At 66.3% G+C, this 22436-nt stretch carries 23 protein-coding genes; 9 read left to right on the top strand and 14 right to left on the bottom strand.

The window, feature by feature from the left end:
* The first annotated feature begins 179 nt into the window (after nucleotides 1–179).
* Nucleotides 180–1343: a UbiH/UbiF family hydroxylase gene (locus tag B447_RS07610; protein WP_002938343.1), complete on the top strand. Its 1164-nt coding sequence runs from the start codon at nucleotides 180–182 to the stop codon at nucleotides 1341–1343.
* A 16-nt stretch (nucleotides 1344–1359) separates the two neighbouring features.
* Complete coding sequence (locus B447_RS07615; protein WP_002931155.1) at nucleotides 1360–2088, top strand: DsbC family protein; 729 nt, start codon at nucleotides 1360–1362, stop codon at nucleotides 2086–2088.
* Between the two features lie 64 nt (nucleotides 2089–2152).
* Here B447_RS07615 and mltA read toward each other — a convergent pair whose 3' ends face one another.
* Nucleotides 2153–3178, bottom strand: a complete 1026-nt coding sequence (gene mltA / locus B447_RS07620; protein ID WP_002938347.1) for a murein transglycosylase A — start codon at nucleotides 3176–3178, stop codon at nucleotides 2153–2155.
* Nucleotides 3179–3595: 417 nt separating this feature from the next.
* Here mltA and B447_RS07625 point away from each other — a divergent pair, with 417 nt between their 5' ends.
* Both B447_RS07625 and B447_RS07630 read left to right on the top strand, forming a co-directional pair.
* A complete protein-coding gene (locus B447_RS07625) occupies nucleotides 3596–4474 on the top strand; it encodes an ATP-binding protein (RefSeq protein ID WP_002931153.1) in 879 nt (292 codons plus the stop codon).
* The gene (locus tag B447_RS07630) at nucleotides 4471–5421 is read left to right on the top strand and encodes a Nudix family hydrolase (RefSeq protein WP_002938349.1); all 951 of its coding nucleotides are present in this window, start codon (nucleotides 4471–4473) and stop codon (nucleotides 5419–5421) included. The genes B447_RS07625 and B447_RS07630 overlap by 4 nt, the downstream gene beginning before the upstream one ends.
* A gap of 44 nt (nucleotides 5422–5465) precedes the next feature.
* Here the strand turns inward: B447_RS07630 and yacG are convergent, their stop codons facing one another.
* The 12 genes from yacG to B447_RS07690 all read right to left on the bottom strand — a co-directional run bounded on the left by yacG (nucleotide 5466) and on the right by B447_RS07690 (nucleotide 17198).
* Nucleotides 5466–5687, bottom strand: coding sequence for a DNA gyrase inhibitor YacG (gene yacG, locus B447_RS07635; RefSeq protein ID WP_002938350.1), 222 nt, complete (start codon nucleotides 5685–5687; stop codon nucleotides 5466–5468).
* Nucleotides 5688–5696: 9 nt separating this feature from the next.
* Nucleotides 5697–6452, bottom strand: a complete 756-nt coding sequence (gene zapD / locus B447_RS07640; protein ID WP_002931149.1) for a cell division protein ZapD — start codon at nucleotides 6450–6452, stop codon at nucleotides 5697–5699.
* An 88-nt stretch (nucleotides 6453–6540) separates the two neighbouring features.
* The gene (gene coaE, locus B447_RS07645; RefSeq protein ID WP_002938351.1) at nucleotides 6541–7164 is read right to left on the bottom strand and encodes a dephospho-CoA kinase; all 624 of its coding nucleotides are present in this window, start codon (nucleotides 7162–7164) and stop codon (nucleotides 6541–6543) included.
* 17 nt (nucleotides 7165–7181) lie between these two features.
* Nucleotides 7182–8000 carry an SPOR domain-containing protein gene (locus tag B447_RS07650; protein WP_002938353.1) on the bottom strand — a complete coding sequence of 273 codons (819 nt, stop codon included), beginning with the start codon at nucleotides 7998–8000 and terminating at the stop codon, nucleotides 7182–7184.
* Nucleotides 8001–8082: 82 nt separating this feature from the next.
* On the bottom strand, nucleotides 8083–9447 hold the full coding sequence (locus B447_RS07655) for a TrpB-like pyridoxal phosphate-dependent enzyme (protein ID WP_002938359.1): 1365 nt from the start codon (nucleotides 9445–9447) through the stop codon (nucleotides 8083–8085).
* A gap of 32 nt (nucleotides 9448–9479) precedes the next feature.
* Complete coding sequence (locus tag B447_RS07660; RefSeq protein WP_002938362.1) at nucleotides 9480–10217, bottom strand: type III pantothenate kinase; 738 nt, start codon at nucleotides 10215–10217, stop codon at nucleotides 9480–9482.
* Entirely contained in the window at nucleotides 10214–11044 is an 831-nt protein-coding gene (locus B447_RS07665; RefSeq protein ID WP_002938368.1) for a biotin--[acetyl-CoA-carboxylase] ligase, read from the bottom strand. The genes B447_RS07660 and B447_RS07665 overlap by 4 nt, the downstream gene beginning before the upstream one ends.
* Nucleotides 11045–11177: 133 nt before the next feature.
* On the bottom strand, nucleotides 11178–12596 hold the full coding sequence (gene ntrC, locus B447_RS07670) for a nitrogen regulation protein NR(I) (protein WP_002931131.1): 1419 nt from the start codon (nucleotides 12594–12596) through the stop codon (nucleotides 11178–11180).
* Between the two features lie 68 nt (nucleotides 12597–12664).
* On the bottom strand, nucleotides 12665–13732 hold the full coding sequence (gene glnL, locus B447_RS07675; protein ID WP_002931130.1) for a nitrogen regulation protein NR(II): 1068 nt from the start codon (nucleotides 13730–13732) through the stop codon (nucleotides 12665–12667).
* A gap of 56 nt (nucleotides 13733–13788) precedes the next feature.
* The gene (locus B447_RS07680; RefSeq protein WP_002938369.1) at nucleotides 13789–14274 is read right to left on the bottom strand and encodes a DUF4124 domain-containing protein; all 486 of its coding nucleotides are present in this window, start codon (nucleotides 14272–14274) and stop codon (nucleotides 13789–13791) included.
* A 138-nt stretch (nucleotides 14275–14412) separates the two neighbouring features.
* On the bottom strand, nucleotides 14413–15822 hold the full coding sequence (gene glnA, locus B447_RS07685; RefSeq protein ID WP_002938372.1) for a type I glutamate--ammonia ligase: 1410 nt from the start codon (nucleotides 15820–15822) through the stop codon (nucleotides 14413–14415).
* A 218-nt stretch (nucleotides 15823–16040) separates the two neighbouring features.
* Nucleotides 16041–17198: a cation diffusion facilitator family transporter gene (locus B447_RS07690; protein WP_002938375.1), complete on the bottom strand. Its 1158-nt coding sequence runs from the start codon at nucleotides 17196–17198 to the stop codon at nucleotides 16041–16043.
* A gap of 96 nt (nucleotides 17199–17294) precedes the next feature.
* On the opposite strand from B447_RS07690, the gene B447_RS07695 reads away from it, so the two are divergent.
* The 4 genes from B447_RS07695 to clsB are packed head-to-tail and all read left to right on the top strand — an operon-like array spanning nucleotide 17295 to nucleotide 20830.
* Nucleotides 17295–17747, top strand: a complete 453-nt coding sequence (locus tag B447_RS07695; protein ID WP_037982547.1) for a rhodanese-like domain-containing protein — start codon at nucleotides 17295–17297, stop codon at nucleotides 17745–17747.
* Between the two features lie 53 nt (nucleotides 17748–17800).
* Nucleotides 17801–18901 (top strand): quinolinate synthase NadA, encoded by a 1101-nt coding sequence (nadA, locus tag B447_RS07700; RefSeq protein ID WP_002931115.1) that lies wholly within the window; start codon nucleotides 17801–17803, stop codon nucleotides 18899–18901.
* 25 nt (nucleotides 18902–18926) lie between these two features.
* Nucleotides 18927–19676: an endonuclease/exonuclease/phosphatase family protein gene (locus B447_RS07705; RefSeq protein ID WP_002938380.1), complete on the top strand. Its 750-nt coding sequence runs from the start codon at nucleotides 18927–18929 to the stop codon at nucleotides 19674–19676.
* Nucleotides 19676–20830 carry a cardiolipin synthase ClsB gene (gene clsB, locus B447_RS07710; protein WP_002931110.1) on the top strand — a complete coding sequence of 385 codons (1155 nt, stop codon included), beginning with the start codon at nucleotides 19676–19678 and terminating at the stop codon, nucleotides 20828–20830. Before B447_RS07705 ends, clsB begins: the two co-directional genes overlap by 1 nt.
* Before the next feature lie 62 nt (nucleotides 20831–20892).
* Here clsB and gluQRS read toward each other — a convergent pair whose 3' ends face one another.
* Nucleotides 20893–21804, bottom strand: coding sequence for a tRNA glutamyl-Q(34) synthetase GluQRS (gluQRS, locus tag B447_RS07715; RefSeq protein WP_083491428.1), 912 nt, complete (start codon nucleotides 21802–21804; stop codon nucleotides 20893–20895).
* A gap of 220 nt (nucleotides 21805–22024) precedes the next feature.
* On the opposite strand from gluQRS, the gene B447_RS07720 reads away from it, so the two are divergent.
* Nucleotides 22025–22429, top strand: a complete 405-nt coding sequence (locus B447_RS07720) for a c-type cytochrome (RefSeq protein ID WP_002931108.1) — start codon at nucleotides 22025–22027, stop codon at nucleotides 22427–22429.
* The last annotated feature ends 7 nt before the right edge of the window (nucleotides 22430–22436 follow it).

Raw genomic sequence — 22436 nt, forward strand, 5'->3', positions numbered from 1 at the left:
TCCGCCCTCGTGAAAGTAGGTCATCGTCAGACTAACCCACAAAACAAAGCCCTGCTCTCAAAAGAAAGCAGGGCTTTGGCGCGTCAACGGCCAGCGAAAGGAACGATAGGGAGCGCAGATCGTGACGCAGGGGCCAGCGTGGGGCAAAATGCTCAGCTGTCGTCGGGATCGCTGAGCCTATGAAGTTCGATATCGTCATCGTTGGTGGTGGTCTGGCCGGCGCAGCGCTCGCAGTTGCCTTGCGTCGCAGCAGCCTTCAGATCGCGGTGCTTGAGCATGCGGTGCCATCGCGCCCGCAAGACTGGGATCAGCGTATCTACGCTTACAGTCCTGCAAGCGCAGCGTTCCTGTCCGCGCTGGGCGTGTGGTCCCATCTGGATCAGAGTCGTCTCGAGCCGGTGGCCGAGATGCTGATCTATGGCGATGCCAATGGTGAGCTCCGCTTCTCGGCCCATGATTGTGGGCTGGCCGAGCTGGCGTGGATTGGCGAGTCCAGCCTGGTCCATCTTGAGCTCTGGGAAAGTCTGAAGCGGCAGCACAACGTTACCCTGCTGTGTCCGGCAGTGCCGGTGGCGCTCCTGCAGGAGGAGGGGCGGGTTTCCGTGACGCTCGAGGACGGCCGCACTCTGAGTGCGGCGCTGGCTGTCGGAGCGGACGGTCGTGACTCCTGGCTCCGTCGTGCGGCCGGAATCGAAGCACAGACGACGCCCTATGACGAGATGGGGGTCGTGGCCAACTTTCGTTGTGAGCGCCCGCATCGTGGCACCGCTTTTCAGTGGTTTCGAGAGGATGGTGTGCTCGCCTGGTTGCCCCTTGCGCATGGCATGATGTCGATGGTCTGGTCGGCTCCGGATGCGATCGCTGGCGAACTGATGAAGCTTGACGACGATACCTTCTGTGCGCGGGTCATGGAGGCCGGTGGCCGGCGGCTCGGAGAGCTCGAGCTGGCGACGCCGCGGGCTGCCTTTCCACTCAGGCTGATGCGTGTCGCCGAGGTGGTACGACCAAGGTTGGCCTTGATCGGCGATGCTGCACATGCGATTCATCCGCTGTCGGGCCATGGCATCAATCTGGGCTTTCAGGATGCCAAGGTGCTGGCTGAGGAGTTGGGCAGCCTGCCGTCATGGCGCGATGTCGGTGAGCTTGCGGTATTGCGGCGTTACGCGCGCCGTCGCGCCGAGGAGCCCTTCCTGCTGCAGTATCTGACCCACGGGCTCAATCGGCTGTTTGGTGCCCAGGACCCCCTGCTTGGCTTCTTGCGTAATGCAGGAATGAACCTTACGAACCGCGTGCCAGTCGTAACAAACGCATTGGTGCGTTACGCCGTGCATGGTCGCTTTTGATATTTCGGAGAACTCGATGCAAGCCTTGTTGAAGCCCGTACGGGTGAAGCTCCTTTCCGTTTCGATCGCACTCGGGCTGACCTCCACGGCGCATGCTGGCGAAGATGAGGTCAGGAAGGCGATGGAGGCCTTCATCGGTGCGCCGGCGGTGGAGTCTGTCAGTCAGACCCCATATGGGGGCCTCTACGAGGTCGTGCTCAAGAACGGTCAGCTCGTTTATACGGATGAGAAGGCCAGCTTCATCGTTGATGGCAGCGTGATCGATACCGCCACGCGACGCGACGTTACCCGCGCACGCCTGAATCAGCTTTCTGCGATCGACTTCTCGACGCTGCCGCTCGATCAGGCGGTCAAGGTAGTCAAGGGCAAGGGGACGCGCGTGATCGCCACCTTCGAGGATCCCAACTGCGGCTATTGCAAGCGCCTCGGAAAGGAGATCGACGCGATGGACGACATCACCGTCTATACCTTCCTGTATCCGATCCTGAGTGAGGACTCGACCCAGAAGTCCAACAACATCTGGTGTGCGAAGGATCAGGGCAAGGCGTGGACCGCCTGGGTTGTCGACGGCAAGGTGCCGGCCAAGGCGACTTGCGACACCAGTGTGATCACGCGCAACGTGGAACTTGGGCAGAGCCTGCGCATCAGCGGTACGCCGACCATCTTTCTGGCAGATGGCTCGCGCATCGGTGGCTACGTTCCGGCCGCCGAACTCGAGAAGGCAATGGACAGCGTCAAGCGCTAGGGCGGGTTCGGCTTGTTCGCGAGGGGGCGCTGGTCGCCCCCTTTTTTATGTGCCATGCGTGCGCTCATTGCAGAGCGGGTGGTGTCATGCCGCGTGGCAGCAAAACCCACATGCTGCCCTGCTGGCGCATGCGACCTGCTTCGCGGCCCGCTTCGGATCCAAAGCCCCAGAAGAAGTCCCCGCGTACCACGCCTTTGATCGCGCCGCCCGTGTCCTGCGCCATCATCAGACGATTGAGCGTGCGGTCGCTGAGCGGATAGGTGGTGGACAAGAATACCGGCGCCCCCAGAGGCACATAGCGCGGATCCACCGCGATGCTGCGACCCTCGGTGAGCGGGACGCCCTGAGCACCGATCGGACCATCATTTGAACTGGGCAGCTCGCGGAAGAACACGTAGCTCGGGTTCGCATTCAGCATTTCCGCCAGGCGATGCGGATTGTCCTGCGCCCAGCGCTTGATCCCGTCCATCGAGGCCTTGTCCAGGCTGAGCTCGCCCTTGGCAACCAGCCAGCGGCCGATGGACTGGTAAGGGTGTCCGTTCTGGTCGGCGTAGCCGACACGAGCCATCGAACCATCGGGCAACTGGATCCGGCCCGAGCCTTGCACCTGCAGGAAGAAGAGGTCGATCGGGTCATCCGCCCAGAATAGTATGGGGGCGGGGAGCTGCGCGCCGCGCTGTTCGAGCTCCTCGCGGGTGAAGTAGGGCAAGACCTTGTTTCCCTCGACGCGGCCACGCAGACGAAGATGCTTGAGTTCCGGGTAGACGTCGCCCAGCTCGATCGTCAGCATGTCGCGCGGCACGCCATGGACAGGCCAGGTGTTGCGACCGCCGCGAGTGCGGCTGCCACGGATGAGCGGTTCGTAATAGCCGGTGATGAGCCCCTGCATGCTGCCGTCTGGATTGACCAGGCGCCAAGGAACGAAATGCGTTTCGAAGTAGCGCCGCGCATCGGCGCCCGATGGCGCACGACCCAGGCTCTCGGCGGCCGTGCAGGCGTTCTTCCACGCTGTCTGACGAACAAGCTTCGAACATGAGGTCCGCAGCGCAGGCCAGGCTGCCGCCGGGTCGTCCAGTTGCCAGTTCGGCAACGCGCTCCAGTCAGCGCGTTGCAGGGGGGCGGCGGCTGGCGCCGGTGGCTTGTCGGGCGTAGGCGCAGGGCAGACCGGACAGGCTGGGCAGGCAGGTGGCGGCGGACAGGTCGGTGCGGCCGCTTCAGGCCCCGGGGCTTCGGTCTGGTGTGCACAGCCCGCGGCGATCAGGGCAACAGTGGAGGCAAGGGCAAGGCGTCTGATAGCGGCCGGAATCATCGGGTGCATCGGTTAAACTCGTGGGCGGATGCGGCAGAGTATACCGGTGCAAGGCCGGTCGCCGGAGACGCGATGTGTGGTTGATCTTCCTCGAACTCGGCGTTGCGCTGACCTTGGTGCTGGTTGTGTTGCGGGCGTTGAGGCCGCGGCCCCCAGCCGCGCCGCGCTCGCCCCCGGATGATGGTGAGTCCTCAAGACATGACTGAATTGCAAGATCTTCTGCGCCGTGCCGAGCAGGTGCTCGAGCGGCTCGAAACCCTGTTGCCAGGCCCGGTTCAGGCGCCCGACTGGACGGCGTCGGCCGCTTTCCGCTGGCAGCGCCGCCGCGGTCGTGCCGAGCTCAGACCGATTCGCCTGCAGCATCGCATCGCCCTGGCTGACCTCCACGATGTCGATGAGCAGAAGGCCCGCATCGATCGCAATACGCGCCAGTTCCTCGCTGGGCGCCGGGCCAACAACGTATTGCTTACAGGCGCCCGCGGTACGGGCAAGTCGTCGCTGGTGAAGGCGCTCCTCAACGAGTATGCGCCGCGGGGCTTGCGCCTGATTGAGGTGGACAAGACCGACCTCGTCGATCTGCCCGAGATCGTCGAGTTGATCGAGGGGCGGCCCGAGCGCTTCATCCTGTTTTGCGACGATCTTTCCTTCGAGGAAGGTGAAGATGCCTACAAGGCCCTCAAGAGCGTGCTCGACGGCTCGGTTTCGGCGATGTCCGACAACGTGCTCATCTACGCGACATCGAACCGTCGCCACCTGATGCCGGAGTATCACGATGAGAATCTGCAGGCACGTCATGTGGATGGCGAACTGCACCCGGGCGAGGCGGTGGAGGAGAAGATTTCGCTGTCCGAGCGCTTTGGCCTCTGGATATCCTTCTATCCATTCAGCCAGGATGAGTACCTCGATATCGTCGCGCATTGGCTCGGGCACTTCGGCGTGCCGAAGAAGGCGATCGCCGCGGCTCGCCAGGACGCGCTGCAGTGGGCGCTGATGCGTGGCTCGCGTTCCGGGCGCGTGGCCTGGCAGTTCGCACGAGACCACGCCGGGCGGCTCGATGACGAGGGGCATGGCCGATGACGCGCAAGCTGGTCGATGTAGCGGCAGGCGTTCTGCTGCGCGCAGATGGTGCCTACCTGCTCGGGCAGCGCGCTCCCGACACTGTCTATGCGGGCTACTGGGAGTTCCCCGGTGGCAAGGTCGAGCGTGGCGAAAGTCCTGCGCAGGCGTTGTGCCGTGAGCTCGAAGAAGAGTTGGGCATCCACGTCACGCACCTGCGTCCCTGGCTGCGCCGCGAACATCTGTATGAGCATGCGCATGTGCGGCTGCATTTCTTCGAAGTCGCGGCCTGGCAGGGAACGCTCAACGACAGGGTGCACAGCGCTTTGGCCTGGGTCGCGCCGGGTGATCCCGTGCCTGCCCCCATGCTGCCGGCCAATGGACCGATCCTGAAGGCGCTACGCCTGCCGCGCATCATGGGTATCACACAGGCAACGGCGATAGGCGCGGCCGAGCAGCTGAGTGTGCTCGAGCGCGCGCTGCAGCAGGGGCTGGGGCTGGTCCAGGTTCGCGAAGCGGCGCTGGACGCCGGTGAGCGGGAGCGCTTCGCGCGTGCAGCGCTGGAAAGGGTCAGGGCCAGCGGAGGGCTGCTGGTGGTCAACTCCGACCTCGAGTTGGCTCGCCGCATTGGTGCCGACGGATGTCACCTTACCGCGCAGCGCCTCCTGGCCAGCAGCGACAGGCCCGAGTTCGAATGGGTTGGCGCGTCGTGTCATACGCGCGCCGAGCTCGAGCATGCGGCTGCGCTGGGTCTGGACTATGCGCTCCTCGGTCCTGTGCAACCCACCGCGACGCATCCCGACCAGGCTGGATTGGGTTGGGCGCGCTTTGGCGAGCTGATCGAAGGCTTGCCCATGCCCGTCTTTGCCTTGGGCGGCCTGACACAGAATGACATGTCAGAGGCGCGTGATGCAGGGGCGCATGGGATTGCGGCGATACGCGGTGTGTGGGGGCGGAAAGACGCCTGAAGGCCCAGGCGAGCTGCGGCTCAGCCCTTGTCGGCCTAGGCCGGTCAGCGATTGCGACCTTCGCCGACGCCGGGTGGCGCGAAGCCGTCGGCCTCATCCAGCGCGTCGGGAGGGGCAGTCGGCACCCGATAGGACTCCGAGGCCCAAGCCCCGAGGTCGATCTGACGGCAGCGTGCGGAGCAGAACGGGCGGTGCTGGCTGTCCTTGCTCCACTCGACGGGCTTGCCGCAAGTCGGGCAGTTCACGGTACGCACGGGCTGGCTCATACGGAAGGGCTACAGGCTGCAGAAGGTGAGCTCGAAGGCGACGTCGCGCTCGGCCAGGCGGGGGCGCGCAACCGTCTCCGGCAGCATGAAGCGGACATTGAGCGCATACTTGTTGGCGCTGATCTCGGGGACCACGGCGTCCGTGCGCTCCAGCCGTACCCGGACCATTTGTGCCGTGCGCCCGGCCATTGTCAGCTGGAAGGCGCCGCTGCGCGCGAGCTGGCTCTCTGCGCGGCCGCTTGCACGCAGCAGGCGCAGCACGATCTCGATGCCATCGCGGATGGGGGCCATCGGATGGATCCAGGTGTCGAGGTCGCGGCGACGGACCTCGGGGTCACGGTTGAGCCAGTAGTGATAGGCCGGCAGATCGAACTGGCAGACGCCGCCGGGGATGGCGGCCCGGCTGCGGATGCTCATCAGCCATTCGTTCTCGCGCAGGTACTGGCCGATCTTGCCAGCCATGGCGAGGAGTCCGGTGGAGGCCTGCTCGATCTCGTAGAGCGCGCCCGCGAGCGCCTCTTCGGAGATGTCCGGGTTGTTGCGGAAGGACATCAGGATCTGGCGCTGGCGCTCGAGCTCCTGGACCAGATCAACCTTGAGGTCTGCACGACTTGCGACCTCGAGGGTCTCGAAGATCGTCTGCAGGGCGACGTGGTGATCCTGTGGAGCAGTGCCGCTGGAGAAGTGGGCGATCTTGACGAACAGGTCCTCGAGACGCAACAGCGTGCGGATGCGTTCGTTGAGAGGGTATTCGTAGCTAATCACCAGACACTATCCGCAAGTATCGCGCCGCTTGAGTTCGGGGCGATGATAGCACAGCGCCCGAGCGCCACAGGGCGAGTGGGCTGCGTGCTCAACGCGTCCTCGAGGCCGCGAGATAGCGTGCGTGCAAGCTTGCCACCTGCTGCTCCAGTGCCTCGAGGCTGGTGCTGTTGTCGATCACGTCATCGGCCGCCGCGAGGCGCGTCTCGCGGCTGGCCTGGGTCGCCATGATCGCGCGCACCTGTGCCTCGTCGAGGCCGCTGCGCGTGCGTACCCGCTCGAGCTGCAGGTGTTCGGGGCAATCCACCACGCAGATGCGGTCGCAGCGCTCACGGTAGCTGCCGGACTCGACAAGCAGCGGAACGGCGAGGATCACATAGGGGGCAGTCGCCGCGTGGCACTGGCGGGCGCTCTCGTCTCGGATCATCGGGTGCAGGATGGCCTCGAGCTGGCGTTTGGCCTCCGGGTGCGAGAACACCCTTGCACGCATGGCGGCCCTGTCCAGGCTGCCGTCGGCGGCGATCATTGAGGTACCGAAGGCACGCTGGATGGCGTCCATGGCTGCGCCGCCGGGCGCAGTGAGGCCATGCGCGATGAGGTCGGTGTCGACCACCTCGGCGCCAAGACGAGCGAAATGTGCTGCGGCAGCGCTCTTGCCACTGCCGATGCCGCCGGTGAGTCCGATGATGTACGGGCGTGGGGCGATGTCGTTCATTGCGGTTCCGTGGGGCGTCAGCGCGTGCAGGCCTGGCGCTTTGCGCCCACTCCCGGGACAGCCTGCTCGACGTTGCGCAACTGGGCCACAGGCAGGCTGGCCTGGATGCGGTGGGCGGTGGTCATGCGTGGTTCGATGCCGGCGTTGCGGACGCCGCGTTCGCGCAGCTGTCCGAGCAGCAGGCGAGCACGACTCTCGGTCTTGAATACGCCAAGGGAGACCGCGAACTGTGTAGGGCCCGGCTCGGGCACGATATAAGTATCGGTGACACCGAGGATGCGCAACTCGGCGACGCGTGCTTCGGCTTCTGCACGGCTGCGTTGCGGTGGAATGCGTACCCACCAAGAGTCCGGCGTTTCGCTGCGGCTGCGTGTTGCAGTGACGCCGATGCGGCGCAGGCGCGCGCTGAGCCGCTCCGCTTCGTCTGCGGACAGGCCGCCCCAGGCCTGGCAAACGGTCGGTGGCGACGCGGCTTCGGCAGGCGGCGGCTCCGCTGCGGCGGGTGGCATGGGCGCGGTGGCGGCAAGCGTGGGGGGCTCGGCTTCGCGTGCCGGATCGGGCGTCGGATCGGGCGGGGAGGGCGTTGCCTCGGAGGTGAGCAGGCCGTTGGTGTCTGCAGATGGCGATGCGGCCGTGGTCTGCTCCGCGGGCTCGGCCGCCACTGGCGCGCCGGTGGCGGTCTCGCTCGATAGCCGGATGTGTTCCGGGTTGAGCTGGTTTGCGATGCGCTCCGGTTCGCCGCTCGGTGCCGGGGTGCCGAGCCAGCCCTGTATCGCGGCCAAGGCCAGGATGTTGAGCATCAGCAGCAGGATGATCAGAAAGCGCAGAACGGTCATGCGGCAGGCGTATCGGGATCGGGTGGCGGTGGCCGGCGGCGACCGCGGGGCCTGGCGGGCCCCGCGGCTGTCGCCGTCGGCATCAGCCCAGCTTGGGCAGATGCGCGAGCGAAGCGCTTACCGCCTCGGCCGGGTAGTCGTAGTTCTCGAGCTTGCCGGACAGGAAGCGCTCGTAGGAGCTCATGTCGAAGTGCCCATGGCCGGTCAGGTTGAACAGGATGGTCTTGGCCTCGCCGGTGGCCTTGCACTTGAGCGCTTCGTCGATCGCCGCCCGGATCGCGTGGCAGGACTCGGGAGCGGGAATGATGCCCTCTGCACGCGCGAACTGCACGCCGGCCTCGAAGGTGGCAAGCTGCGGTACAGCGACCGCCTCGATCAGCTTTTCGTGGAAGAGCTGGGACACCAGCGGCGAGTCGCCGTGGTAGCGCAGGCCGCCGGCGTGGATGCCCGGCGGCATGAAGTCGTGCCCGAGCGTGTACATCTTCATGAGCGGCGTGAAGCCTGAGGCGTCGCCGTAGTCGTAGGCGTACTGGCCCTTGGTGAGGGTGGGGCAGGAGGTCGGTTCGACTGCGACGCAGCGCAGATTCTCGGCACGCTTGTCGCCCGCCGCCTTGTCGGCGAGGAAGGGGAAGGCGATGCCTGCGAAGCTCGAGCCGCCGCCGCATGGGCCGATGACTACATCGGGGTAAAGGCCGACCTTGTCGAACTGCTTCTTGGCCTCAAGCCCGATGATGCTCTGGTGCAAGACCACGTGGTTGAGCACCGAGCCGAGGGTGTAGTTGGTGTCGGCGCGGCTGGCCGCTTCTTCCACCGCCTCGGAGATGGCGATGCCGAGCGAGCCCTGGTTATCGGGATCTTCGGCGAGCAGGCGGCGGCCGGTCTCAGTATGCGGCGAGGGGCTGGCAAACACCTCGCCGCCCCAGGTCTGCATCATCAGGCGGCGGTAAGGTTTCTGGTCATAGCTGACCTTGACCATGTAGATGCGCACCTCGAGCTCGAACATCTGTCCGGCGAAGGCGATCGACGAGCCCCACTGGCCAGCGCCGGTCTCGGTGGTCAGGCGCTTGATGCCGGCCTGCTTGTTGTAGAAGGCTTGCGGCACGGCCGAGTTGGGCTTGTGCGAGCCTGCGGGCGAGACGCCCTCGTACTTGAAGAAGATCTTTGCCGGGGTGCCGAGCATCTGCTCGAGACGGACCGCGCGCACCAGCGGGCTCGGCCGCCACAGGCGATAGATCTCGCGCACCTGCTCGGGGATCGGGATCCAGCGCTGGGCGCTCATCTCCTGCTCGAGGATGGCGCCGGGGAAGATGGCCCCCATCTGCTCGGGTGTCGCCGGGTTGCCATCCGGGCCGAGTGGCGGCGCGGGCGGTGTCGGCAGGTCGGCGACGACGTTGTACCAGTGGGTCGGAATGTCGGCGGCGTCGAGCAGGATGCGGGTTGCTTCCATCGTTTGTTCTCCCTTCGCGAGTATGTTCGCTGTCATTGTGGATGAATTTCGCCGGCTGCGGCGATTGCGCCCAGGCCAATCAGGACCAGGTTGTCTACGCGCCGCAGCGGAATGTCGAGCAGGCCGGCAAAGCTGTCTGCTGCGCCGCCGCCGAGCAGGCACTTGGCCTGAGGCTGGCTGGCGATCTGGCGGAACATGCGCTCCACCGCGCCGGCCTGGGCGAGCAGGCAGCCCGAGTGGATGGCATCGACGGTGCGTCGTGGCTGCAGCGTGAAGCGGCCTTCGGCGAGCGGGAGCTGAGCCGTGCCGTGGGCGAGTGCGTGCTGCATCAGGTCGACACCAGGCAGGATCAGTCCGCCGAGGAATTCGCCGTCGGCGCTCAGCAGGTCGATCGTTGTGGCCGTGCCTGCGGTGACCACGAGGCAGGCCTGGCGGTGCAGCTGGCGTGCCCCGATCAGTGCCGCCCAGCGGTCAGCGCCCAGGCGCGCGGGTTGTTCGTAATGGTTGCGGACGCCGCAGCAGTTTGCGCCCGGGCGTAGCCATTCGATACCGATGCCCGCCAGGGTCTGGTCCAGGTGTGCGGCGATTGCCGCCCCGGCAACATTGCAGCCCACGGCCCGCGACAGGGCCGGGTAGCGCGCGCGCAGACTGGCCAGCGAGCCGATCGCATCATGCGCGAGTGCGCCCTCTTCGATGGCCTGCCGTGGCGCGTCGGCGGCGGTGAGCCGCCACTTCACGCGGGTGTTGCCGGCATCGATGAGCAGGATCACGCCTGTCCTCCGCCGCCAGCGCGCAGCGACACATCGCCGACCAGTACGCGGCGCATCCCCACAGCCGTCTCCAGCAGCAGGGCGCCGTCCTCGTCGACGCCGCGACAGATGCCTTGCAGTGTCTCCGCTTCGCCACTGATGCAGACGGGCAGGTCGGCGAAGGCGTTGCGTTGCTGCCAGGCGTCGCGCAGGGCGACGAAGCCCGCGGCGGCGTAAGTGTCGAGCAGGCTGCGCAGCTCCGCGAGCACGGCGGCCAGAACCGTGGCCCGTGTCGGAGGCGCCGAGTCGAGGGCATGTGCAAGGTCGGTGACGCCGCGCTGCTCCGGAACCTGCGCGTCTGCCGGGAGCTGCAGGTTGATGCCGATGCCGATCACCGCGGCGGGTGTGCGGCCACGGCCGGGCAAGAGCTCGACGAGGATGCCGGCAAGCTTGTCGCCGTGGATCAGTACGTCGTTCGGCCACTTGAGCTGCACGCCCTGCGCGCCGAGCTCCTCCAGTGCGCGCGCGAGCGCGAGGCCGGCAACCAGCGACAGCCCGGCGGGCACTGGCGCACCTGGAGCGAAGCGCCACAATGCCGAGAACGTCAGGCTGCCGTCATCCCAGGACAGCCATTGTCGTCCGCGGCGGCCGCGCCCCGCGCTCTGGCGGTCGGCGATCAGCACATGAATGAAGCCGTCGTCAGCCGGTGTGGCTTCGATCAGTGCGCTGTTGGTGGAGGTGCAGTGAGCACGCCAATCGATCACGAAACTGTCGGCCAGCCGTCCGAGCCGGTGCTCGAGCGCGCGTCGTGCTTCGATCTCGCGGGAGGCGGGTGAGGCATCAGGCACTGCGGACGACTGCGCTGGGGCAGCCGTCTGAGGTTTGGACGATGACAAGGCGGGAGTCCGGCAAACATTGAGATCGCCGCATTATCCGCCATCCCGTGCTTGCGCACGAGTGTCCCGCCCGCCCCGCTTGTGTTCAGTGCTCGCCGTCGTCGCCGTTGCGCACGTCGTCCATGCCGAGTTCCTGGATCTTGCGGCTGATCGTGTTGCGACCGATGCCGAGCAGTTGTGCAGCCTCGATACGGCGTCCGCCGGTGGCCGCCAGGGCGCGGCGGATGAGTGTGCGCTCGAACTCGCGCGTGAGGCGGTCGAACACCTCACCTGGGTGGGTGGCGATGAGGCGGTCGGCTTCCGCACCCAGTCCTTCCATCCAGCTCGTTGGTGCCTCGCGCCCGGGTTGGTCGCGGATCTCCGGCGGTAGGTCGGTGACTTCCACGATCTGTGCCGGGGCCATCACCGTCAGCCAGTGACACAGGTTCTCGAGCTGGCGGACGTTGCCCGGGAAGGGCTGTGCCTGCAGGTACTCGAGTGCGGCATCCGAGATGCGCTTGCGCTCGACACCCAGCTCCTGGGCGCTCTTTTGCAGAAAGTGGCGAACGAGCAGCGGGATGTCCTCGCGCCGCTCGCGCAAGGGAGGGAGGCGCAGACGAATGACGTTCAGGCGATGGAAGAGGTCCTCACGGAACAGGCCCTGGCGAACGCGCTCCTCCAGGTCCTGGTGGGTTGCCGCGATGACGCGCACGTTCGAGCGGATCGGCTGCTGGCCACCAACTCGGTAGAAGTGGCCATCGGACAGAACGCGCAGCAGCCGGGTCTGCAGCTCTGCCGGCATGTCGCCGATCTCATCGAGGAACAGGGTGCCGCCATCGGCTTGCTCGAAGCGACCGCGGCGTTGGGTGGCGGCGCCGGTGAAGGCGCCGCGTTCGTGGCCGAAGAGCTCGGACTCGAGCAGGTCGCGCGGTATGGCCGCGGTGTTGATGGCAATGAAGGGGGCGTCGCGGCGAGGGCTGTGGCGGTGCAGCGCCCGTGCGACCAGTTCCTTGCCACTGCCCGACTCGCCGTTGATCAGTACGGTGGCGTGGGAGTGGGCGAGACGGCCGATGGCACGGAAAACCTCCTGCATCGATGGTGCCTGGCCGAGGATCTCGGGCGCGACGGCCGTATCTTCTGCCGCACCATTCTGGTGCGCACCTTGCTCCAGGGCGCGGCGTACCAGTGCGACCGCCTGGTCAACGTCGAAGGGCTTGGGCAGGTACTCGAAGGCGCCGCCCTGGAACGCCGATACCGCGCTGTCCAGGTCCGAGTACGCAGTCATGATGATGACCGGAAGGTGAGGGTGGCCGGTCTTGACCTTTTGCAGCAGGTCGAGCCCCGACTCGCCGGGCATGCGGATGTCGGACAGCAGCACCGCCGGCGGGTGGGGGGTGGCTTCGAGCTCGGCCAGGGCGTCGCTTGCGGAGCTGAAGCTGGCGTGGTTGATGCCTTCGCGGCTGAGTGCCTTCTCGAGCACCCAGCGGATCGAGCGGTCATCGTCGATGATCCAGACTGTATTCATATCAAATGCACTGTTTTTGTGCGCCTGTCGGGCACCTCAGCCCCAGGGGGGGGCTGGCGGTGACCCGTTCAGGTGCGTTCGGAAATCGGCAGCAGGATCGAGAAGCAGGTTCGCCCCGGGCGGCTGTCCACGTCGATCATGCCTTGATGTTGCTCGATGAAGCTCTGCGCCAGGGACAGGCCCAGCCCGCTCCCGCCGTCCCGGCCCGACACCAGCGGATAGAAGATCTTGTCGCGGATCTCTGCTGGAATGCCGGGGCCGTTGTCGATCACTTGCAATTCCAGTGCCAGCTTGAAGCGACGCTTGGCGAGCGTGACCTGGCGTGCGATGCGCGTGCGCAGCAGGATCTCGCCGTGGCCCTCCAGCGCCTGGGCGGCATTGCGTACGATGTTTAGCGTGGCCTGGATGAGTTGCTCGCGATCGGCCGTGAGTTCCGGAAGGCTGAGGTCGTAGTCGCGTCGGATGCTGAGTTGAGGAAACTCGGCCAGGATCAGCCGGCGTACGCGTTCGAGCACGTCATGGATGTTCAATGGCGCCGGGCGCATCATGCTGTGCGAGCTGAGCAGACGGTTCATCAGGTCCTGCAGGCGGTCGGCCTCGGCGATGATCACGTCGGTGAACTCGCGCAGCTGCGGGTCATCGAGTTCGTGCTGAAGCAGCTGTGCAGAGCCACGGATGCCGCCGAGCGGATTCTTGATCTCATGGGCGAGGTTGCGGATCAGCTCCCGGTTGGCTTGCTGCTGGTGCAGCAGCTGCTCTTCACGGGCGACGCGCAGCTGGGCGTCGATCGGGCGGAACTCCAGCAGCAGCCGCACGCCGGAGGTCTCGACCGGCGTGACCGTGCAGTCGAGCCGTATCGGTTCCGAGCCGTTGCGTGTGATCGTCAGGTCTTGTCCGGTATAGCTCCAGTTGGTGCGCAGGGCGTTGTCGAGCGCGGCGGACAATCCGGGCGGTGCGCCCAGCATGCGGGCGAGCGGCTGACCGATCAGCTTGCGCTGGCTGATCGCGAACAGGTTCTCCGCGCCCGGGTTGATGTAGCGGATGAAGAGCTTGCCGTCGACCAGGACGACCGCCGACGACAGCAGTTCGAGTCCTGCAAAGGGGCCGTTGGCAGCGTGTAAGGGGGGCGATGGCATGGGCGCGTCCAGAAGTTACGGCAATTCATAAGCAAGATGCGCGCCATGCATTGGGCCTACCGCAGGCCAGAGATCTCCCGACGTAGTGCCTCGATGTTGCGCTTGTGCAGTTCCACCTTGTCCTTGAATGGCTGCAGCCGGTCCAGCACCTTCTGGTAGTTGCGCTCGTCGCCATGGCGGATCGACTCCTGCTCGGCAAGCGCCTTCTCGGCCTCGGCAAGCGCGGACTCCTCGCCCGCGAGCTCGTTGCTCAGCACCTCGCGGCGTGCGTCGTCTCGGCTGCGCTGGTCGGCGGGACTGACGCGCGGAAAGGCGCCAGGACTGGAGCTGCCTTGGGGGGTGGTTGCCGCCGGGCGGCGAACTGGCGCCGGGACCGAAGACACCGGCAGGTCCGACTCAAGGCGTACGCAGCCGCGCCCGAGGCTGCGGTCATTGGTATAGGTGATGCGGCCGTCGGCGTCGGTGCACTTGAAGATGTCCGCCTGGGCGGCAGATGGCAGGAGTACGAGCAGTGCCAGAGGCAGGAGTGTTGACGTTCGCATGCGCTTTTTGCCGGGGTGGAGTGCGGCTGCGCAGTGGCGCAGCCCGGCCCGAAACCGTGCGGGACGAGCCTGGATTAGACCCCAGAAAAAAGGGACGGGCAATGCCCGTCCCTTTCGTGATGTCCCGTAGCGCTCGGCTTACAGGCTGTAGTACATGTCGAACTCCACCGGGTGGGTGGTGATGCGCATGCGGTCCACCTCTTCCATCTTCAGCGTGATGTAGGCGTCGATGAAGTCATTGGAGAACACGCCGCCACGGGTCAGGAACTCGCGGTCCTTGTCCAGGTACTCCAGCGCCTGTTCGAGGCTGGTGCACACGGTCGGGATCAGCGCGTCTTCTTCCGGCGGCAGGTCGTACAGGTTCTTGTCGGCCGGATCGCCCGGGTGGATCTTGTTCTGGATGCCGTCCAGGCCCGCCATCATCAGTGCCGCGAAGCACAGGTAGGGGTTGGCCAGGGGGTCCGGGAAGCGCGCTTCGATACGGCGGCCCTTCGGGTTGGCGACGTAGGGGATGCGGATCGAGGCCGAACGGTTGCGGGCCGAGTAGGCCAGCTTGGTCGGTGCTTCGTAGTGCGGCACCAGGCGCTTGTACGAGTTGGTGCCCGGGTTGGTGATGGCGTTGAGCGCGCGGGCGTGCTTGATGATGCCGCCGATGTAGTACAGCGCGGTCTCGGACAGGCCGGCGTAGCCGTTGCCCGCGAACAGGTTCTGGCCATCCTTCCAGATCGACTGGTGCACGTGCATGCCGGAGCCGTTGTCACCGACGATGGGCTTGGGCATGAAGGTGGCGGTCTTGCCGTACTGGTGCGCGACGTTGTGCACGATGTACTTGAGCACCTGGGTCCAGTCGGCGCGCTTGGTCAGCGTGCTGAACTTGGTGCCGATCTCGCACTGGCCGGCGTTGGCCACTTCGTGGTGGTGCACTTCGACCGGCACGCCGCAGGCTTCGAGCGCGAGGCACATGGCGGCGCGCACGTCGTTGAGGCTGTCGACCGGGGGTACCGGGAAGTAGCCGCCCTTGACGCGCGGACGGTGGCCGGTGTTGCCGCCTTCGAACTTGTCGGCGGTGGACCAGGCGGCCTCTTCCGAGATGATCTTGCTGTACACGCCCGACATGTCGACCGACCACTCGACGGCGTCGAAGATGAAGAACTCGGGTTCGGGGCCGAAGAAGGCGGTGTCGCCGATGCCGGTGCTCTTCAGGTAGGCCTCGGCGCGCTTGGCGATCGAGCGCGGATCGCGGTCGTAACCCTTGCCGTCCGACGGCTCGATGACGTCGCAGGTGATGACCAGCGTGGTTTCATCGAAGAAGGGGTCGATGTAGGCGGACGAAGGCTCGGGCATCAGAACCATGTCGGAAGCCTGGATGCCCTTCCAGCCGGCGATCGACGAGCCGTCGAACGGGTGGCCGTGCTCGAAGTGCTCTTCTTCGAAGGCCGAAACCGGCAGGCCGACGTGCTGTTCCTTGCCGCGGGTGTCGGTAAAGCGCAGGTCCACGAAGCGCACTTCGTTTTCCTGAATCATTTTCATGACGTCTTGGGCGTTCATTTTCACTCCTGGTGAGATGAGGCGGTCTTTGCGTTGAGCGGGTGGAGCAGCGGTACGAGATCGATGCGCCGGATTCGTGTGAGGCGTATAAGCACTAAGCGTGCCAGGCGCTAGCGGGCTGGCGAGTCATTGTGCCACAAGGGCAAGTGCTCGAAAGCGGTGCCCATTCCTCAAGAGGTGTGCACCATAATAGTGCATCATATGGATTGAATGCACCATTATGGTGCAATCTCCTGGAGCAGCCTGATTGCGCGGTAGTGCGGGTGCTCTTCGAGCCACGCGTCCACACGGTTGCGGATGGCTGTAACTTGCCCCTGGTCCAGGGCTGGGGGCAGGAAGAGCTCCACCTCGAGGCGCTGGCCCAAGTAGTGAATCTGGACGCGCTTTGGCTGCGGGACTTCCGGTCCGAGCAACAGGCGGACGTCGGCGAGCACTTCGGCGCGCTCGGGAACCGGGCCGGCAGGCACCACCTGCAGGTCGGTGTCGTCCTCGGGGTCGATATGCACCAGTACGTCGCGGACTTCGGGGTGGGCGTCGCGTACCCGGAAATAGACCGCGTCCGAGATGCGATGGCCCTCCGACACGGTGATGTGAGGGCTGACCTGGACGTGCGCGTCGCACAGCACGCGGTCCGCCATGCGCCGCGTGCGCATGTCGTGCAGGCCGATCACGCCGGGGGTGTCCTCGATGGTGCGGCGCAGGCGTGCAAGCTCCTCGGCGGGCAGGCCGGTGTCGATCAGTTCGCGCACCGCCTTGAGTGCGAGCCTGATTCCCATATGCAGGATCAGGAAGCCCACCACCGCGGCGGCCAGTGGTTCGAGGAAGGGGTAGCCCGCCAGGCTGCCGCCAATGCCTGCGGCGACGACCAGTGACGACGCGGCGTCCGAGCGCGCGTGCCAAGCGTTGGCTTCCAGCATCGGCGCCTTGAGCCTGCGCCCGGCTGCGAGCGTGTAGCGGAACAGGCCCTCCTTGGCGGCCAGGGTAAGCAGCGCCATCAGCAGTGCTGCAGGGTGCAGTGCGGGCAGGGCTTCAATATCCTGCAGGCGCAGGCCCGAGCTCCACAGGAAGCCGATGCCCACTGTCGCGAGCACGACGCCCAGTACCATGGTCGTTACCGTCTCGATGCGGCCATGGCCGTAGGGGTGGTCGAGGTCGGCCGGGTGCGCGCTCTGCTGACCGGCGATCAGAACCATCAGGTCGGTGACGAGGTCCGATAGCGTGTGAGCCGCATCGGCAACCAGGCTGAAGGCGTTCGCGAACAGGCCAACCACCACCTGGCTGATGGCCAGGCTGGCGTTGGTGACGATGGCGATCAGGGTTGCACGCCGGATGCCACGGCTGCGGGCCTGATCGGCCGCGGGCGGTTGATGCCGCATCGGCGGCAGCTGAGTATGGGGGGCGGGGCCGTGAGGCTTCATGGCATGGAGGACGCGCTATACTTCGCCGACTTTCGACTGTGGACGGATGATCGCATGGGGACCCTCTCTGATTTGCTGACGCTTGCACGCGAGCGTGCGGAGAACCTGGGCGTGCCCTACCAGGGTGCGCTCACGCCCGCCGAGGCGTGGCAGGTCATGCAGCTTGCCCCGGGGGCGCGACTCGTGGACGTGCGTACCCGTGCCGAGCTCGACTGGGTTGGGCGTGTGCCCGGAGCGGTCGAGATCGAGTGGAAGACCTACCCCTCGATGCAGGATAACCCGCACTTCATGACCCAGCTCAAGCATCAGGTCGACCCGGAGGCGCTGGTCATGTTCCTGTGCCGCTCCGGTGCTCGCTCGGACTCCGCAGCCAAGGCCGCGTCGGTGGCGGGGTATGGCAACTGCTACAACATCCTCGAGGGTTTCGAGGGTGATCGCGATGCCAGTGGGCAGCGCAACAACATCGGCGGCTGGCGCCACGCCAACCTGCCCTGGCAGCAGGGCTGAGGGCGCGCAGCGCCCCAGGCCTCGAACCTCTCGCAAGGACCCGGACCCGCATCATGCAAGTTGCAACCATCAGCTTCGACCGCTTCAACGTGCTCGCCGACGACGAGGCGCAGGCGCGCATCCGCGCCGCCCGCGCCCGGCTTGGCGAGCGGGCGGTGCTGCTCTGCCACCACTACCAGCGCGCTGACGTCTACCAGCACGCCGACCTCACCGGCGACTCGCTCAAGCTCGCCCGCCTGGCCTCGCAGACCGACGCCGAGTTCATCGTCTTCTGTGGTGTGCACTTCATGGCCGAGGTGGCCGACATTCTGTCCAAGCCCAGCCAGGTTGCCATCCTGCCCGACCTCGCGGCCGGCTGTTCGATGGCCGACATGGCGAGCCTGGCCAAGGTCGAGCGCTGCTGGCGTGAACTCGCCGAGGTGCTCGATACGCCCGACGCGCTGATCACGCCGGTCACCTACATCAACTCGGCAGCCGATCTCAAGGCCTTCTGCGGTGAGCACGGCGGTATCGTGTGCACCTCGACCAACGCGCCGACCATTCTCGACTGGGCCTTCTCCAAGCGCGAGAAGGTGCTGTTCTTCCCCGATCAGCACCTCGGGCGCTGGACCGGTTTCAAGAAGGGCATTCCGCTCGACGAGATGGTGGTGTGGGATCCCGACCTCGAGTATGGCGGCCTCACGCCCGAGCAGATCCGCAAGGCGAAGGTCCTGCTGTGGAAGGGCCACTGCTCGGTGCACCAGATGTTCCAGCCTGTGCATATCGACCGCTGGCGCGAAAAGCACCCCGACGGCTTCGTCATCTCCCACCCGGAGAGCATGCTCGAGGTGTGCCAGAAGTCCGATTACGTCGGTTCCACGGAGTTCATCCTCAATACCATCACCCAGGCGCCACCCAATACCCACTGGCTGGTGGGCACCGAGCTCAACCTGGTGAGCCGGCTGGCCGAGGAGATGAAGCCGCAGGGCAAGGTGGTGCAGTTCATGGCACCCACGGTGTGCATGTGCTCGACGATGCAGCGCATCGACCCACAGCATCTTGCGTGGACGCTGGAGAACCTTGCCGAGGGCAAGGTGGTGAACCAGATCAAGGTGCCCGAGCACGAGGCGGAGTTGGCGCGCATTGCGCTCGACCGCATGCTCGCCGTGTCCTGATCGAGGCCGACGGGGTGCGGCGGCGATGACGCTCAGGATCTGCACCTACAACATCCACAAGGGCTTCTCGCAGTTCAACCGCCGCATGGTGGTGCATGAACTGCGGGAGCGCCTGCGTAGCCTGGACGTGGACCTCGTCTTCCTGCAGGAGGTGCAGGGCCTGCACCTCGGCCACCCGGCACGCCATCCCGACTGGCCGCTGCAGCCCCAGCACGAGTTCCTCGCCGAGGATGCCTGGCACCAGACCGCCTATGGCGGCAATGCGGTCTACGACCACGGCCACCACGGCAACGCCATCCTCAGCCGCCACCTCATCCTCAGCACGGCGAACCAGGATGTATCGGATCACCGCTTCGAGCGCCGCGGCCTGCTGCACTGCGAGGTCGAGATGCCGCAGTTCGACACGCCGGTGCACTGCGTGTGCGTGCACCTGGGCCTGATGGCCGGCAGCCGGCGGCGACAGATGGCGGCGTTGGCCGAGCGCATGGAACAGCTCGCACCGGGCGACACCCCGCTCATCATCGCCGGTGACTTCAACGACTGGCGCAATCATGCCGACGACCTGCTCGGCTCCAGGCTCGGCCTTACCGAGGCCTTCGGTGCGGGGCGGGGGCGGCCGGCGCGCAGCTTTCCCAGTGCGCTGCCCTTCTTCCGTCTCGACCGCATCTATGTGCGTGGCTTCCGCGTGCGCCAGGCGCAGGTGCACTACGGTGCGCCCTGGGCGCAGATCTCCGACCATGCCGCGCTCACCGCCGACCTGGAGCCCGAGCGCTGATGCAGTTCCTGGCCGGCAACGCGGTGGCGCTGCTGGAGAGCGGGCAACAGTACTTCCCCGCCCTCGAGGCTGCGATCGAGCGTGCGGAGCTCGAGATCTTCGTGCAGAGCTATATCTTCGAGGACGACCGCAGCGGGCGGCGCATTGCCGATGCGCTGGCGCGGGCAGCGGCGCGTGGCGTGGCGGTGCGCGTGATGGTGGACGGATTTGGCGGGCGCAGCTTCGTCGCCGGGCTGGAGTCGCGATTGCGCGATGCCGGAGTGCAGGTGCTGATCTACCGCCGTGAGTTGCGTCGCTTCTCGCTGCAGCGCCACCGTCTGCGCCGCCTGCACCGCAAGCTTGTCGTCATTGATGGCTGCGAAGCCTTCGTCGGTGGCATCAACATCATCGATGACTACGAGCCGCATGGTGTACAGCATCCGCGTTACGACTACGCCGTGAAGGTGGAGGGGCCGCTGCTCGAGCCCATTCTCGCCTCGGCGCATCGCTTGTGGCGGCTTGTGGCCTGGGCCAGCTTCCAGCGTCGCGAGCACCACCCCTTGCGTGCCGAGGCCCGCACAGAGCCAGCGGGCGAGATCCGCGCTGCCTTCGTGCTGCGCGATAACCTGCGCCATCGGCGTGCGATCGAGGAGGCCTATCTCGAGGCGATCGCGCGCGCGCGGCGGGACATCGTGATCGCCAACGCCTACTTCTTTCCGGGCCGCCGTTTTCGCCACGCGCTCGCCGAAGCCGCTGCGCGCGGCGTGCGCATCACCCTGCTGCTGCAGGGGCTGGCCGACCATCCGATGCAGGCTTACGCCACGCGTGCGCTCTACCCTTACTTTCTGGCCTGCGGGATGCGCCTGTTCGAGTACCACCGCAGTCACCTGCATGCCAAGGTGGCGGTGATCGACGACCACTGGGCAACCGTGGGCTCCAGCAACATCGACGCCTTCAGCCTGTTGCTCGCGCGTGAGGCCAACGTGGTGGTGGATGATGTCGGCTTTGCACGCCAGTTGCGCGGCAGCCTGGAGGCTGCGATGGCCGAGGGCGCGCAGGAGCTTAGGGCAAGCGACTGGCGCCGCCTGCCCTTGCTGCGCCGTGGTCTGAGCTGGCTGGCCTACCAGTGCGTGCGTCTTGCGATTGGTCTGGCGGGGCTGGGCCGGGTGCACTGAGTGTGGCGCACGAGCGTCGTCCGGGAGTCCTTCCGCGTTGATTCCTGCGCTTGGCCGGAGGCTCAGAAGAAGGCCGTTGCCACGGCCTGCCGGCAGCGAGGCACGGCGTCGATCGACCAGTGGGCGAGCGCCCACGCCCAGATCTGCGCGAGGGGCGCGGACGCCAGTGTCGGTGGCGGCGCCTGGCCGAGGAAGCGCAGTGCAGCGAGCAGCGCCGCGGAGGGGGGGGCGTCGTCGATCGCACGCGCCAGTGTCTGTTTCGAGAGTTTCTCTCCCGCGGCGTTGGTCGCAAGCGGCAGGTGTGCGTAAGTTGGTGGCGGAGCCCCGAGCAGTCCCTGCAGGTGGATCTGGCGTGCGGTCGAGTCCAACAGGTCTGCGCCGCGTACCACGTGGGTGACGCCCGCCGCAATGTCGTCTACGACCACGGCGAGCTGATATGCAAACAGGCCGTCCGCACGCAGCACGACGTAATCGCCGGCGTCACTCGCGAGCTCGAGCGATTGCGGTCCCTGGACCAGGTCGTTGAAGCGGATCACGCCCTCGGCCCGTACCCGCCAGGCGCGTGCGCTGCGACCCGCTCCCAGGCCGTCGCGGCACGTGCCTGGATAGCGGCGCGAACCGTCGCGGGCAAGCGGTGCATTGGCTAGCTCGCGACGGGTACAGGCGCAGGGATAGGCCATGCCCGCGGCGACCAAGGTATCAAATGCATGGCGGTAGGCCTCTCCACGCCGGGATTGCCAGACGATGTCGCCGTCCCATTCGAAGCCGAAGCGCGCCAGCGTGGTGATGATGCGATCGGCCGCGCCCGGCACGGCACGTGGCGTGTCCACGTCCTCGATGCGCAGCAGCCAGCGTCCGCCGCGCGCGCGCGCGTCCAGCATGCTGCCGACTGCGGCCACCAGTGAGCCGAAATGCAGGGCACCGGTTGGAGAGGGGGCAAATCGGCCAATACAGGTCCGGGAGGTGCAATTCATGCGCTTGGTGTGGGTTTGTCTAAGCGCTGCCCGCCCGGTTGCTGGTGCATCCAGGAGGCGCTTGGCGGCGGATCATAGCACTGCGTCGATCTGCCGCAGCGCCAGCAGGCCTCGCCCCAATTTGATGGCCATCAAGCCAATATGACGGGAATGCCGTTAGTGTGCGAACGACTCGCAGGCTGTACTCGCGTGACCCAACATGACGAATCGGAGAGACCCCATGATCAAGAAGCCCTTCATCCTTGCCGCGCTCGCCTCGGTGGTGCTTGCCGCCTGTGGCGGTTCCGACTCCGGTGCCCCGGCGGCGGCCCCCGCCCCGGTTGCCGCCGCTCCCGCACCCGCCGCTCCGGCGGCGCCTGCCGCACCCGTGAATGCAGCCGGCGAGAGCGTGTACAAGAAGACCTGCGCACTGTGCCATGCAGCGGGTGTCGCGGGCGCCCCCAAGCCGGGCGACAAGGCAGACTGGGAGCCGCGCATCGCCCAGGGCGACGAGACCCTCTACAAGCACGCCATCGAGGGCTACACCGGTTCCAAGGGCATGATGCCGGCCCGTGGCGGTGGTGCATCGCTGACCGACGACGAGGTCAAGGCCGCCGTGGACTACATGGTCGCGCTGTCCAAGTAAGCAGGCG

The sequence above is a fragment of the Thauera sp. 27 genome (assembly GCF_000310125.2).
Lineage (GTDB): Bacteria > Pseudomonadota > Gammaproteobacteria > Burkholderiales > Rhodocyclaceae > Thauera > Thauera mechernichensis.